Source organism: Methylomicrobium agile (assembly GCF_000733855.1).
GTDB lineage: Bacteria > Pseudomonadota > Gammaproteobacteria > Methylococcales > Methylomonadaceae > Methylomicrobium > Methylomicrobium agile.
Window position 1 is genome coordinate 1,703,854 of sequence record NZ_JPOJ01000001.1, and the last position, 13,743, is coordinate 1,717,596.

At 58.8% G+C, this 13,743-nt stretch carries 11 protein-coding genes; 5 read left to right on the forward strand and 6 right to left on the reverse strand.

All coding sequences use genetic code 11. The features are described from left to right. The first annotated feature begins 35 nt into the window (after positions 1-35). Together hpf and rapZ are read left to right on the forward strand one after the other, a co-directional pair. Positions 36-323: a ribosome hibernation-promoting factor, HPF/YfiA family gene (gene hpf / locus CC94_RS0108255; protein ID WP_005368825.1), complete on the forward strand. Its 288-nt coding sequence runs from the start codon at positions 36-38 to the stop codon at positions 321-323. A gap of 90 nt (positions 324-413) precedes the next feature. Further along, positions 414-1,271, forward strand: coding sequence for an RNase adapter RapZ (gene rapZ / locus CC94_RS0108260; RefSeq protein WP_005368826.1), 858 nt, complete (start codon positions 414-416; stop codon positions 1,269-1,271). A gap of 80 nt (positions 1,272-1,351) precedes the next feature. Here the strand turns inward: rapZ and CC94_RS0108265 are convergent, their stop codons facing one another. The 6 genes from CC94_RS0108265 to rluC form a co-directional block, all read right to left on the reverse strand. Then, entirely contained in the window at positions 1,352-2,125 is a 774-nt protein-coding gene (locus CC94_RS0108265; RefSeq protein ID WP_031430450.1) for a Mut7-C RNAse domain-containing protein, read from the reverse strand. Between the two features lie 94 nt (positions 2,126-2,219). Then, complete coding sequence (locus CC94_RS0108270) at positions 2,220-2,897, reverse strand: response regulator transcription factor (protein WP_031430452.1); 678 nt, start codon at positions 2,895-2,897, stop codon at positions 2,220-2,222. A gap of 23 nt (positions 2,898-2,920) precedes the next feature. Further along, entirely contained in the window at positions 2,921-3,172 is a 252-nt protein-coding gene (locus tag CC94_RS0108275) for a PepSY domain-containing protein (RefSeq protein WP_031430453.1), read from the reverse strand. A gap of 120 nt (positions 3,173-3,292) precedes the next feature. Next, positions 3,293-4,267 carry a signal peptide peptidase SppA gene (sppA, locus tag CC94_RS0108280; protein ID WP_031430454.1) on the reverse strand — a complete coding sequence of 325 codons (975 nt, stop codon included), beginning with the start codon at positions 4,265-4,267 and terminating at the stop codon, positions 3,293-3,295. 7 nt (positions 4,268-4,274) lie between these two features. After that, a complete protein-coding gene (locus tag CC94_RS0108285) occupies positions 4,275-4,922 on the reverse strand; it encodes an HAD-IA family hydrolase (RefSeq protein WP_031430456.1) in 648 nt (215 codons plus the stop codon). Next, a complete protein-coding gene (gene rluC / locus CC94_RS0108290) occupies positions 4,906-5,868 on the reverse strand; it encodes a 23S rRNA pseudouridine(955/2504/2580) synthase RluC (protein WP_031430457.1) in 963 nt (320 codons plus the stop codon). The genes CC94_RS0108285 and rluC overlap by 17 nt, the downstream gene beginning before the upstream one ends. 529 nt (positions 5,869-6,397) lie before the next feature. Between rluC and CC94_RS0108295 the strand changes: the two genes are divergently transcribed. The 3 genes from CC94_RS0108295 (at position 6,398) to CC94_RS22235 (ending at position 13,735) form a co-directional block, all read left to right on the forward strand. Next, complete coding sequence (locus tag CC94_RS0108295) at positions 6,398-8,641, forward strand: Rne/Rng family ribonuclease (RefSeq protein WP_005368838.1); 2,244 nt, start codon at positions 6,398-6,400, stop codon at positions 8,639-8,641. Between the two features lie 356 nt (positions 8,642-8,997). Next, positions 8,998-10,443: an aldehyde dehydrogenase family protein gene (locus CC94_RS0108305; protein ID WP_031430459.1), complete on the forward strand. Its 1,446-nt coding sequence runs from the start codon at positions 8,998-9,000 to the stop codon at positions 10,441-10,443. A 271-nt stretch (positions 10,444-10,714) separates the two neighbouring features. Further along, positions 10,715-13,735: a bifunctional diguanylate cyclase/phosphodiesterase gene (locus tag CC94_RS22235; protein ID WP_157203407.1), complete on the forward strand. Its 3,021-nt coding sequence runs from the start codon at positions 10,715-10,717 to the stop codon at positions 13,733-13,735. Positions 13,736-13,743: the final 8 nt, after the last annotated feature.

The window sequence follows — 13,743 nt, forward strand, 5'->3', positions numbered from 1 at the left end:
CGCATAACAATCATTCAACAAAAGAGGAGTTTAATATGCACGTTATCGTCACCGGCCATCATCTCGAAATCACCGACTCGCTGAAAGCGCACGTGGATTCGAAATTTGAAAAGCTGGCTCGCCATTTTGACAACGTGGCCGACGTCCATGTCATCCTGGCCGTCGAAAAGTTGATTCACAAAGCCGAGGCGACTCTGCAAATCAGCGGCGCGAAGTTGTTCGCCGAAGACCAGCAGGACGACATGTATGTTGCGATCGACAATATGGTCGACAAACTGGACCGTCAAATCATCAAACACAAAGAAAAGCATTTGGGGCATTGATAAAGCGGGCACAGGGTACAGGGTGCAAGGGACATAGCGCAGCCGCATCCGGCCTCTCCCCGTGAACCCTGAACCCTGGACCTTTTTCCCATGAAACTATTGATCGTCAGCGGACTTTCAGGCTCGGGCAAAAGCATTGCCCTCGATACATTGGAGGACTGCGGTTATTATTGCATCGACAACCTGCCGGTCTCGCTGCTGGACGATTTCATCACCCGCGTGATGCTGACCGATAAGGTCACTTACGCCAAAACCGCGATCGGAATCGATTCGCGGAACCCGTCGGACAGCCTGCTGAATTTTTCCGAGAGCATGAACGCGATTCGCAAGAAAAAAATCGATTGCGAAGTGATCTTCATGCAGGCGGAAGAGTCGGTGCTGCTGAAGCGCTACAGCGAAACGCGCCGCAAGCACCCGCTGACCGATTTCAATACCCCGCTCAAGGAAGCGCTCCGGATCGAAAAGGAAATGCTGACCCCGATCGCGCGCTACGCCAGCTTCGTGATCGATACCAGCCGGACGCATTACCACGAATTGCGCGAACTGATCCGCAATCAGATCGGCGAGCGCGATACCCGGCAAATCTCGCTGCAGTTCCAGTCCTTCGGTTTCAAGCACGGCATTCCGCTGGACGCCGATTTCGTGTTCGACGCGCGCAGCCTGCCCAATCCTTACTGGCTGCCCGAGCTCCGCGGTTTGACCGGCAAGGACGATGCGGTGATCGAATTTCTGAAAAGCCAGCCGCTGGTCAACGAGTTTTACCAGGACATCGCCGGTCTTCTCGAACGCTGGGTTGCCCGCTTCGAAGCCGAAGGCCGCAGTTATCTGACCATCGCGGTCGGCTGCACCGGCGGCCAGCACCGCTCGGTCTACCTGATCGACTCGCTGGCCAAGCGTTTCCGCAGCCCGTTCCTGAACGTGATCGTCCGGCACCGGGAATTGCATTGATGATTGCGAAGACCTGCCGGGCTTTACAAACCTGGGCAATTGGAAGCATCGATTGACGATGAAAACGAAGTTGCCTGATCTTACCGAAGATATTCGGCAAAGCGCTGCCGAATATGATCGATATGCGATCCCTCCCAATACACTTTCCCGCAAGCCGGGCACCGGTAAAAGCGTTCGTAATACCGCCGGGTTTTCGGCTCCAGCAAATCCATCACCGCCCGTTTTTCGACCGGCTCGATCAGGCCGTTGCAGGCCGCGCAACGGCTGAACGGCTTCAGTTGATTAGCCAGGTCGAAGCGTTTTACCACCTCGGCGAGCTGATCCAAAGGCTTGACCGCCCGCACCCAATAGCCGTGCGTGACCGCTTTCGCGTATAGCATGCGCCGGTCGCGGGTCAGAATGATGCGCTGCCGCTCGACCGAAGCGGCCACGATTTCCCCGTCGTCCAGCGCGTCGGCAAACAGCGTATCGAAACCGAACAGCCGCAGCAATCGGGTCAGCTTGCCCAGATTCACGTCGACGATGAAGGCGGTAGCGCGCAGCGGCGCCGCGCGCAGGCGGACGAGGGGGGAAATGTCGAAGCTTTCGAATACCGGATAGACGGCGACCCGGTCGGCATTTTTGAGACGGTAACCGAAGCCGACCGATGCGCCGTTCACGACGATCAGATCGACCTCGGTATGCGGCACCCCGAGCACTTCGATCGGATCCTTGATGCCGGGATGGCCGTTGAAGCGGTAAATCAGCGTTTGCTTGCGCTGTTGCGGGCGCAAAAAATCGTTCAGCTCTTCGTAAAAACGGAACTCGGCGGTACTTTCAAACCGGCAGTCCGGGTTAGAGGACGGGCTTTTCATGGGAGGCGGGATTGACCGTCAAGCCAACGGGAGAAGGGAGGCGTAAGCCCAGGCCGGCGTACTTCAAATTTCGTCAGCCGCCGACACAGGCCCTTCAGGAAGGCTCCAGCGGAATCCGGTAGCCGCGCCCGCGCAGCGTTTCGATCGGCTTGCGGGTACCGTCGGGATCGAGTTTTTTTCTGAGGCGGCCGATAAAGACTTCGATCACATTGCTGTCACGGTCGAAATCTTCGTCGTAGATGTGCTGGGTCAATACCGTTTTCGAAATCAGCTCGCCCTTCCGGAACATCAGATATTCGAGCACCTTGTATTCGTAGGCGGTCAGCTCGAGCTTGACGCCGTCGACGCTGACCTCCTGCGCGACCGTGTCGAGCTCGATATTGCCGTGGGTCAGCACCGGATGCGCCCGGCCGACCGAACGGCGCAGCAGGGCGTTGATTCGCGCCAAGAGCTCTTCGTAGTGGAACGGCTTGACTAAGTAATCGTCCGCCCCGGCTTCGAGTCCTTCGACCTTTTCCTGCCAGCGGCTGCGCGCGGTCAGAATCAGGATCGGCACGGTCATTTTGTCCTTGCGCAGACGCCGGATCAATTCTATTCCGGAAAAATCGGGCAGGCCGAGGTCGATGATCGCGGCATCGACCGGGTATTCCCTGACCATGAACAAGCCGTCCCGGCCGTTATGCGCCTTATCGACCGCAAAACCTTTGTCGGCCAGAAACCGCTGAATCTGCTCGGATAATGTTTGTTCGTCTTCGACTACCAGAATACGCATGAGAACTCCGTTTGCTGCGCCGATCAGCCCACGGGGGCGCCGGTTTCGGCGTCGATCCGGAAATAGCGGACGCGTCCGTCGGGCGTCAGCACCTTGATCACATGCACTTCCCTGCCGTCGATCCTGATCGTCTGCGCGCCCAGGACACGGTGGTTGCCGCTGCCGAGCACCTGGCGGGTCGCCTGATCGAGGCTGATTCTGACGATGAAGTCATCGGCTGCGGCATGGCCGGCCAACGCAGCGCATAATAAAAGCAACACGGATAACTGTCTCATAATGATCCGGACACCGGCATGCGCTCTCGAAGGCGGGAGCCGCGGCATGCCTGCAACTGAAAAACGGTTAGTTTAAAAATCAATATTAACCCAATTGGCTGAATAAGCCATGAACCGCAGTTACTTCAGGTCCCAGTTTTGCAGCAGGCTGCCGATCTCGCGCCCGAACGAAGTGCCCAGCTTGCCGGCCAGCCGGTCCAGCACGCTTCCCTGCTCAGTAAAATCGACCAGCTTTTTCGCGCCGATGACTTCCTTCGCGACCGAATCGTCGCTGCCGTAAGCATCCGCGATGCCGAGCTTGAGGCTTTCCTCGCCGGTCCAGACCAGTCCGGAAAACAGGTCCGGCGAGTCTTTCAGACGGTCGCCGCGGCCGTCTTTGACGGCCTTGATAAATTGCTGGTGCACCTGTTCGAGCAGGTCTTGCATGAACCGGGTTTCGTCTTCCTTGCGCGGCGAGAACGGATCGAGCATCGCCTTATGCGCGCCCGCGGTCAGCACCCGCCGTTCGATGCCGAATTTCTGCATCGTTTCGACGAAGCCGAAGCCGTCCATGATTACCCCGATCGAGCCGACCAGGCTGGCCTGGCTCACGAAAATCTTGTCGCTGGCGGAGGCAATGTAATAGCAGCCCGAGGCGCAGATATCGCCGACCACCGCATAGATCGGAGTTTTCGGATATTCTTTCTTCAGCTTGCGGATTTCTTCATAGACATAATGCGACTGCACCGGACTGCCGCCGGGCGAATTCGCGTGCAGGACCACGCCTTTGGTATGCTCGTCCTTGACCGCCTTGCGCAGGCTTTTGATGATCGAATCGGCGTTCGCCGCCTTGTCTTCCGCGATCATGCCGATCACCTCGACCACCGCGGTATGCTCCTTATCGCCGCCGATGTCCTTTTTTAGCGCCGGCAGCGCGACCACGCCCAGCAGCACGGTCAGATACAGGAGCGTCGCGGACTTGAAGACGATGCCCCAGCGCCGCGCCCTGGCCTGCTCCTCGATCGCGGCCAGCGCGACTTTTTCGAGCACGGATCGTTCCCAGCCCGCTTCGCCGGAGGGATTCGCGCCCGCTTTGTCTTGTTGATTTTCCGTCATGGTTACCTCAAATGATATTCAGCAGCTCCGCCGGTTGCCGTAAGCATCGCAGCGGCCGGTATTGTTGCAGGATTTCTTCGGGATGCGCGCCGCAGCAAACGCCGATTGCGGATATCCGGGCATTTTGCGCCATTTGCAAGTCGTGAATCGAATCGCCGATCATCAATGTGCGCTCCGGCACCGCCTCGGCATGGCTCATGATCTCCAGCAGCATCAGGGGATCGGGTTTGGAGGCGGTTTCGTCCGCGGCACGGGTGGTATAAAAGAGCGCTTCGGTTTGGGTCGCCTGCAGCGCTTTTTGCAGCCCGGCGCGCGTCTTGCCGGTCGCGACAGCCAGGCGGTAGCCCGCGCCGTTCAACATTTCCAGCATGTCCCGGACGCCTGCGAACAAATCGCCGGGCCCCAGGGTTCTGGACGCATACTCTTGACTGTAGGCCCGCACCAATTGTTCCCGAAGTTCGGGGCCGGCCTCGGGGAACAGCGCATCCATCGCGCGGACGATGCTCAGGCCGATCACATCCTTGGCGGCTTCGGGCGCCGGGATCGGGCAGCCGAGCCGGCCGGCGGCGGTCTGCAGGCAATGCACGATCCAGCCGATCGAGTCCATCAGCGTGCCGTCCCAGTCGAAGATCAACAAATCAAACCGGTTCTTCATGGTCCAGCAGTTCCTGCAGCTGCGGCGGCAAGGGCGCTTCGAAGCGGATCGGCTTGCCGGTGAGCGGGTGCTCGAAAGCCAGTTCCCGCGCATGCAGGAACATCCGTTTGTAGCCTTTGCCGTGAAAGGCTTTGTTGACCTCCGCCAAGCCGTAACGCTCGTCGCCGACGATCGGATGACCGAGCCAGGCGGCATGCACCCGGATCTGGTGCGTGCGTCCGGTTTTCGGAGTGGCTTCGATCAGGGTCGCGTTTTTGAACAACTTCAGACGCCGGAACACCGTTTCGGCCGCCTTGCCCGCCTGGCTGACGACCACCATCCGCTCGCCGCCCTTGCTGACGTTTTTCAGCAGCGGCGCGTTCACGACCATTTTCTTGCGCGCCCATTGGCCGGCCAAAAGCGCCAGATAGGTTTTGTGTATATGATCGTCGCGGAACAGCTCGTGCAGCCTGCGCAAGGCGCTGCGCTTTTTCGCGACGATCAGGCAGCCGGAGGTGTCCCGGTCGAGCCGGTGCACCAGTTCCAGGAAGGTCGCCTCCGGGCGAAGCCGGCGCAAGCCTTCGATGATTCCGGCGTCGACGCCGCTGCCGCCGTGCACCGGATAGCCGGCCGGCTTGTCGATCACCATGAAGCCTTCGTCTTCATACAGAAGACCGCGCTGCAGCACATCGCGCAAGGCCTGCGGCACGAAGGCGGCCTGTTCGGCTTTTTCGGCGACCCTAACAGGTGGGATTCTGACGATATCGCCGGTCATCAGCCGGTAATTGACGTCGACGCGGCCTTTATTGACGCGTACCTCGCCTTTGCGAACGATCCGGTAAATCCGGCTTTTCGGGACGCCTTTGAGGCGGGTCAGCAGAAAATTGTCGAGGCGCTGATCGTTGTTGTCTTCGGTGATTTCGACTAGTTGTACGGTAGGTAGTAAGGGTTCGGAATCTTTATTCATGCGGTAAATGATACCAGCATTACGGCCGGATTAATTGTTTAAATTGATGTCAAGCCATAAGGTTGTTATATTAGACTGGCTATAGTATAAGAACTTCCCTTTTCCCGGCGGCTTTTCCATCCGGAAAACCGCCCCGAACCGTCGTCAAAAAGATCAGCCCAGGGCGTAAGCCATTGATGGCGAAGAATTCCGGGCACATGCCCCCGCGAATAGCAAAAACGATTAAAAAGAACGATTTATAACACCTGTTGAAGACAGAATTTACCGTCAAGACGATAGAAAGACAGCATGGCAAGTGTTTAGCTTGAGACGATTTTAATCCGGCCGGCCTTTTGGGCGCCGAATCTCCGGGCAGGGAGCAAAGCCCCTCGACTCCGTGAACAAGCCCTGCCAAGCCAAGCCAAACACGTTGGAGGCCGCAAACGCCCAGGATTCGATGCGTTTTGCCGAGCCGGACCAGTCAAGGGACAACGATCAGTCTGCAAGAGTAAAGTCTGACCAAGGAGCAGGATACAAACAAGGATACAAAATGAAAAGAATGCTTATCAATGCCACGCAGGCGGAAGAATTGCGGGTCGCTTTGGTAGATGGTCAAAAGCTTTATGATTTTGATATAGAGGTTCCTTCGAAAGAACAGAAAAAGTCGAACATATACAAAGGCATCATTACCCGGGTCGAGCCGAGCCTGGAAGCCGCCTTCGTCAACTACGGCGCCGAAAAACACGGCTTCCTGCCGTTCAAGGAAATCTCCCCCGCCTACCGTCAAAGCGCCGAAGAAGGCGAGAGCGAAGGCGGCGGCCGCAAATCGATCAAGAACCAGTTGAAGGAAGGCCAGGAAATCCTGGTCCAGATCGAGAAAGAAGAACGCGGCAACAAAGGCGCCGCGCTGACCACCTACATCAGCCTGGCCGGCACCTATCTGGTGCTGATGCCGAACAATCCCAAGGCCGGCGGCATTTCCCGCCGCATCGAAGGCGATACCCGCAGCGAACTGCGCGAAGTGATGGCCGCGCTCGAAATTCCGGACAGCATGGGCCTGATCGTACGCACGGCCGGCTGCGGCAAGAACGCCGAGGAACTGCAATGGGACCTGAACTACCTGATGCAGCTCTGGGAGGCGATCGAACGTTCTTCGACCGAGCAGACCGCGCCTTTTCTGGTGTTCCAGGAAAGCAACGTGATCATCCGCGCGCTACGCGACCATTTGCGCGGCAACATCGACGAAATCCTGATCGACAACGAGGAATCGTTCAACCTGGTCAAAAGCTTCATGAAGCAGGTGATGCCGCATTTCCTGCCCAAGGCCAAGCTCTACCAGGATTCGGTGCCGCTGTTCAGCCGTTACCAGATCGAATCGCAGATCGAACTGGCCTACGGCCGCGAAGTGCCGCTGCCCTCGGGCGGCGCGCTGGTGATCGACCATACCGAGGCGTTGACCTCGATCGACATCAACTCGGCCCGCGCCACCAAAGGCAGCGACATCGAGGAAACCGCGCTGAACACCAACCTCGAAGCCTGCGACGAAATCGCCCGCCAATTGCGGCTGCGCGACTCCGGCGGCCTGTTCGTGATCGACTTCATCGACATGATGTCGAGCAAGAACCAGCGCGCGGTCGAAAACCGGCTGCGCGAGGCGCTCAAGATCGACCGGGCCAGGATCCAGATCGGCCGCATTTCGCGCTTCGGCCTGCTCGAAATGTCCAGGCAGCGGATGCGCCCGTCGCTCGGCGAGTCGACCCAACTGCCCTGTCCGCGCTGCAAGGGCCAGGGCACGATCCGGAACGTCGAATCGGTCGCGCTGTCGGTGCTGCGGATCATTGAAGAAGAAGCGATGAAAAAAGGCACCGAAAAGGTGATTGCGCATCTGCCGATCGACTGCGCGACCTTTTTACTGAACGAGAAACGCAACAACATCGAGCAGATCGAAAACCGGCTGAAGGTCGACATTATCATCCTGCCCAGCAAGCATCTGGAAACGCCCGCCTACGATATCGAGCGGATCAAGGAGAAGGATGCGACGGAGGAAAAAGTCAGCTATCAACAGATCAAGGCCGAGGAGGTTGCGCTGCCGGAATTTGCGCAACAGGCGAGACAGCGCGTCGAAAAGGCCGCGATCCGGGAGTTTCTGCCCGAATCGCCGGCCCCGATGCAGAACCGCAGCGAGGCGGCCAGCCTGATCAAACGCTTCTGGCACAAACTGGTCGGCTTGCCGAAACCCCAGCCGGACGAGACGCCCGCCAAGGAAAAGCCGGCGCCGACGGCGGAGAAAAACAAACCGTCGCGGCACGACAGGAACAAAAAGCGGCCAGGCAAGGAACAGACCGAAAGACAACAGGAGGCGCGCCCGCCGCGTCCTCCGCGCGAGCCGCAGAAGCCGGCCGGACAACAAAAGCCCGAAGCGTCCGAGCCGACCTTGGAGCCTGACGCGCAGGCTTCGGAAACGGCGGCGGTGGTGCCTGACGCCGAGATGCAGATCGTTGAAACCAACGGCAACGGCGAGCAGAAAAAACCGTTCAACGGCAAGCGCCGCGGCCCGCGCCGCCGTTCGAGACATTCCGGGCAAAAAAGGCAGGAGGCGAATGGCGCCGCCGGAGAAGCCGGAGCCGAAACCGCCGGCCATCAAGAGGCTTCCGCATCCAAGAACGATTTTGTTCCCGGCGCCGATCCGCAGCTGGAGGCCGCGCCGAAACCGGAACGCCCGCGCCGCGCCGAGGCTAAATCCGCTCCTGTTACGGTGGAAAATGCGCATTCCGAATCCGGCGCCGATAACTGATTGCCGATGCCAAGACATGACGGGTTTTTCGGCCCGCCATGCGCTTTATCGATCGGCATTCGTTGCCGGCGCTACCGGCTTCGGACATTTTTACGGTCCGGCGAATGCGGCTCGGGTTGCCCCATCGGAAATCTCGATTTATCTCTTCACGAAAATCCATTCGGCGCTTTTATAGCGCCGGCCGGGCGAATGTGGTCTTGCCGGCGCCGTTTTCCGGATAAATTCCCCCGTTTTTCTGTCTGAAGGATTATATCCCTTGGCTTAAACCTGGACGCTAACCGGAGGGTAAGATTCAGCCGGACGGGCGATTTGCTCGCTCCCGATCTGCAAGAGAATTTCCGTGAGACTAGACGCGTATGGCAGATATTCAGCAATCTCCTCATCCGATTTACGTGGCCGGAGAGTTCAAAACCGCCGTCGATACGCTCGCTGTGTTCAGTCCTTATACGCAGCAGTGCGTTTTCCGGACTTTTACCGCCGGCGCAGACGAATATGAAGCGGCCGTTACCGCTGCCTGCGCAGCGCGCCGATCGATGCGCGACTTACCGGTTTACGAGCGCTTCCGAATTTTGGCCGAAACTGCGCAAGGCATTCTTGCCCACCGCGACGAGCTGGCCGTGATCATGGCGCGCGAAGCGGGCAAACCGCTGAAGACCGCGAACGCCGAAATCGAACGCGCGGCGCAGACTTTTCAGACCGCCGCCGAAGAAGCCAAGCGCCTGCCGGGCGAAGTGCTCAGCATCGACTGGCACCGTTCCGGCCTGCATAAAGACGCCATCGTCAACTATTTTCCGGTCGGCGCGGTAGCGGCGATCACCCCGTTCAATTTTCCGCTGAATCTGGTCGCGCATAAAATCGCCCCGGCGATCGCGGCCGGCTGCCCGATTGTCGTGAAGCCGGCGTCGAAAACACCGATCACGGCGCTGACGCTGGCCAAGATCATCGACCGTGCCGGTCTGCCGAAAGGCGCCTTATCGGTGTTGCCGATGGACCGCGCGGGCGGCAATCGGCTGGTCACCGATCCGCGTTTCGCTTTGCTCAGCTTCACCGGTTCGGCGGAGAACGGCTGGAAAATGAAACAGCAGGCGGGCAAGAAGAAAGTGCTGCTGGAACTCGGCGGCAATGCGGCGCTGATCGTTTCGCAAGACGCCGATGTGGCGGCCGCCGCCGCGAAAGCGGTCGAGGGCGGCTTTACCTATGCCGGACAGTCATGCATCCATACCCAGCGGATTTATGTCGAAAGGCCGGTTTTCGAGCCGTTCGTCAGCCATTTTCTGGATACGATGGTGAAATGGGTGATCGGCGATCCGGAGAAACCCGATACCGATCTGTCGGTGATGATCTCCGAACGACATGCGATGCGCATCGAATCCTGGGTAAAGGAAGCTGTCGCGGGCGGAGCGACGTTATTGGCGGGAGGAACGCGCCAGGGCTGCCTATACGCGCCGACCGTATTGACCGGCGTCCATCGCGGCATGAAAGTCTACGCGCAGGAAGCGTTCGCGCCGGTTGTGGTGATCGAACCCTTTACCGATTTCAAGGTCGCGGTTAACGCGGTCAATGCCTCGAGCTTCGGTTTGCAGGCGGGCCTATTTACCTTCGACAGCCGGCAAATCCGCTATGCTTTTCAGCATCTGGATGTCGGCGGCGTCCTGGTGAACGAAGCGCCGAGCTTCCGTGCCGATCATATGCCTTACGGCGGCGTCAAGGATTCGGGTCTGGGACGGGAAGGGCCGAAATATGCGATGATGGAAATGTTGGAACCCAAGATACTGGTCACTGACCATCGTTCCAGCCTGTAAGCCGGAGGGTCGGGAATCCGGCTTGCCGCAGAAATCCGCCCCCTGTGGAGCGTTTGGGTTTCGGGCAGGATCCGGGGCATTGCCGTTAATAAGCCAAGTGCGCAGTGATGTCTTCCCTTGTAGCGGAAGATAAAGGCATCGGCCAGCTTCGCCGTATCGGTCCGACCGCTTCCGATAGTCGTGGCGGGCGGTCCGAGAGAGCAAGACTTTGCAATACCGAAAATAGGCGGGGCAACTCCGCAAAGTCCTATTCCTGTGCTACCCTTTCCGCGTGAAAACAGAAACTCGACACGCCACTTCCCGAAGCAGATTTTCCATCCCGTCGCTGTTGCCGTGGCTGGTTCTGTGCAGCGTACTGCTGCTGACTTATACGCTGGAGAATGCCGTATCCCGCAATAACCGGGAGAATGTGCGCGAGCATTTCGACTTTCGTTGCAACGAAATCGTGGTCAATATCGAAAACCGGCTGCGGGGCTACGAACAGGTGCTGTTGGGCGCGAAAGCGCTGTTCGTCTCGTCGGTCTCCGTGGAACGCGACGAATTCCGCGAATACGTCGGCAGGCTCATGTTGCAACAGCAGTATCCCGGCATCCAGGGCGTGGGGTTTTCGCAGTTGATCGAGGCGCCCGACAAAAAGGCCCATATCAGGCGCATCCGCAATCAAGGCTTCCCCCACTATACGATCCGTCCGGACGGGGTGCGCGACCTCTATACCTCCATTATTTACCTGGAACCCTTCGACTGGCGCAACCAGCGCGCCTTCGGCTACGACATGTATTCGGAAGCGGTGCGCCGTGCCGCCATGGAGCGTGCGCGCGACGAGAACCGGGCCATCGTTTCCGGCAAGGTGACGCTGGTGCAGGAGACCGAAAACGATATGCAGCCCGGTTTTCTGATGTATCTTCCCGTCTATCGCAACGGCCTGCCGGACGATACGCTGGCGGATCGGCGGAAAAACCTGATCGGCTGGGTCTACGCGCCCTTCCGGATGTTCGACCTGATGCACGGCATATTGGGTCAACACTTCGGCGAGATCGGCAATTCGCTGATCTTTTATATCTATGACGGGGACCAGCCTTTGCAAGCCGCTTTGATGTATAACTCCGGCGCGGAAACCGGGGCCGCTGCCGACGACCGCGAGCCGGTTTTCCGCTCGATCAGAACCTTCGATGTCGGCGGCCGTCTCTGGACAATCGAAGTGCGTTCGCTGCCCGACTTCGAATCCAGACTGAAAAGCCAAAATGCGCAATTCATCCGCATTGCCGGAGGACTCGGCAGCCTACTTGCCTGCCTGACCGTCTGGCTGCTGGTGACGGGACGCGAACGCGCGTTCGCGATGGCCCGGGATATGACCCGCGAATTGAGGGAGAGCGAATCCCATACCCGCCGGCTCAACCGGTCGCTCAAACTGTTGAGCGACTGCAACATGGCGTTGGTGCGTGCCGAAGAAGAGCATCAGCTGCTGTCCGAGATATGCCGGTTGATCGTCATGCAGGGCGGCTATCTATTGGTGTGGGTGGGATTTGCGGAACACGACGAAGCCAAGACCGTTCGCCCGGTAGCGCAAGCCGGTTTCGAAATGGGCTATCTGAACAACATAAACGTCACCTGGGCCGATACCGAACGCGGACGCGGCCCGACCGGTACCGCGATCAGAACCGGCCTGACCGACATCAACCAGAACTACCTGGACAATCCGCGCATGGCTCCCTGGCGCGAAGCGGCGTTGCAGTGCGGCTACCGGTCGAGCATTGCACTGCCCTTGATCGGCAACAAAGGCGTTTTGGGCGCGCTCACCCTCTATTCGCAGGAATCCTTCGCCTTTAGCGCCGAGGAAGTGCAACTGCTGGAAGAGCTGGCCGGCGACCTTGCCTATGGAATCGAGACGTTGCGCACTCGGGCCGAGCATCAGCGGGCGGAGGAACAACTGTCCTTCATGGCCTACCACGATCCTCTGACGCAATTGCCCAATCGCCGGCTGCTGCATGCCCGCTTCGATCAGGAGATCGTGCCCGCCGGCCGCAATGCCGCCCAGGTAGCCCTGCTCTATCTCGGACTGGACAATTTCAAGCAAGTCAACGATACGTTGGGCCACAGCCAGGGCGACAGGCTATTGGTTCTCGTCGCGGAAAGGCTGAGCCGCTGCGTCCGGGACACCGGCATGCTGGGCCGCAACGGCGGCGATCAGTTCGTCGTGCTGATGGCGAATGTGCGCCGGCCGGATTGCATCGATGCGGTTGCCCGGAGCGTCATCGAGGCTTTTGCCGAGCCCTTCGCGGTCGAGAACAACCTCATCAACGCCACTTTCAGCATCGGCATCAGCGTGTTTCCGAACGACGGCACCGACTTTGACGCCTTGTTCAAAAAAGCAGATACGGCGATGTTTTACGCGAAGGACAGCGGCCGGAACACCTACTGTTTTTATACCAAACAAATGAACAGCGACGGGATGGAGCAGATGTGGCTGCAAGGCCAGTTAAGCGGCGGGCTGAAAAACCGGGAGCTGCGGCTGCACTATCAGCCGCAGATCGATTTATCCAGGGGATGCATCGCAGGCGTTGAAGCGCTGTTGCGCTGGGAACATCCCGAGCGGGGCATGATTTCGCCCGCCCGGTTCATTCCGCTTGCCGAGCGCAGCGGCTTGATCATCCCTATCGGCGAATGGGTGCTGAACGAAGCGTGCCGCCAGGCCAAGGCATGGTTCGACGAAGGGCATCCTTTGGTCGTGGCGGTCAATCTTTCCGTCTTGCAGTTCAAGCGCGGCAATCTTCTGGAAACCGTCACGCATGCGCTTGAAGACTCGGGTTTGCCGCCCAGTCTGCTCGAACTGGAGCTGACCGAATCCATCCTGCTGCAAGACCAGGAAGCCGCCATAAAAACCATCGCCGAATTGAAGGAGAGGGGAGTCAAGCTGTCGATCGACGATTTCGGTACGGGCTATTCCAGCCTGTCCTACCTGAAACGGCTGGCCGTCGATAAACTCAAGATCGACCAGTCCTTCGTGCGCGATCTGGCAAGCAATCCGGAAGATGCGGCGATCGCCAGGGCGATCATTCTGCTTGGGCATACTTTACAGCTTACCGTCATCGCCGAAGGGGTGGAAACGAAAGCTCAATTGGATTTTCTGAAAAACGAAGGCTGCGACGAAGTGCAAGGGTTTTACTTTAGCCGCCCCGTTCCCGCCGCCGAAGTCGCCGGCTGGTTTGCGCGGGATGTTTCGCCGTTTCCGGGGGATTCGGGCCGTGTTTTGCAGAATGCGCGCTTGGGCGAACCCTGGCGATTGACGGTATAAGGGGGACG

What these genes read in the sequence shown, in the direction of transcription:
- hpf (WP_005368825.1), top strand. Translation starts at nt 36, where the DNA reads ATGCACGTTATCGTCACCGGCCATCATCTCGAAATCACCGACTCGCTG.
- rapZ (WP_005368826.1), top strand. Translation starts at nt 414, where the DNA reads ATGAAACTATTGATCGTCAGCGGACTTTCAGGCTCGGGCAAAAGCATT.
- CC94_RS0108265 (WP_031430450.1), bottom strand. Translation starts at nt 2,125, where the DNA reads ATGAAAAGCCCGTCCTCTAACCCGGACTGCCGGTTTGAAAGTACCGCC.
- CC94_RS0108270 (WP_031430452.1), bottom strand. Translation starts at nt 2,897, where the DNA reads ATGCGTATTCTGGTAGTCGAAGACGAACAAACATTATCCGAGCAGATT.
- CC94_RS0108275 (WP_031430453.1), bottom strand. Translation starts at nt 3,172, where the DNA reads ATGAGACAGTTATCCGTGTTGCTTTTATTATGCGCTGCGTTGGCCGGC.
- sppA (WP_031430454.1), bottom strand. Translation starts at nt 4,267, where the DNA reads ATGACGGAAAATCAACAAGACAAAGCGGGCGCGAATCCCTCCGGCGAA.
- CC94_RS0108285 (WP_031430456.1), bottom strand. Translation starts at nt 4,922, where the DNA reads ATGAAGAACCGGTTTGATTTGTTGATCTTCGACTGGGACGGCACGCTG.
- rluC (WP_031430457.1), bottom strand. Translation starts at nt 5,868, where the DNA reads ATGAATAAAGATTCCGAACCCTTACTACCTACCGTACAACTAGTCGAA.
- CC94_RS0108295 (WP_005368838.1), top strand. Translation starts at nt 6,398, where the DNA reads ATGAAAAGAATGCTTATCAATGCCACGCAGGCGGAAGAATTGCGGGTC.
- CC94_RS0108305 (WP_031430459.1), top strand. Translation starts at nt 8,998, where the DNA reads ATGGCAGATATTCAGCAATCTCCTCATCCGATTTACGTGGCCGGAGAG.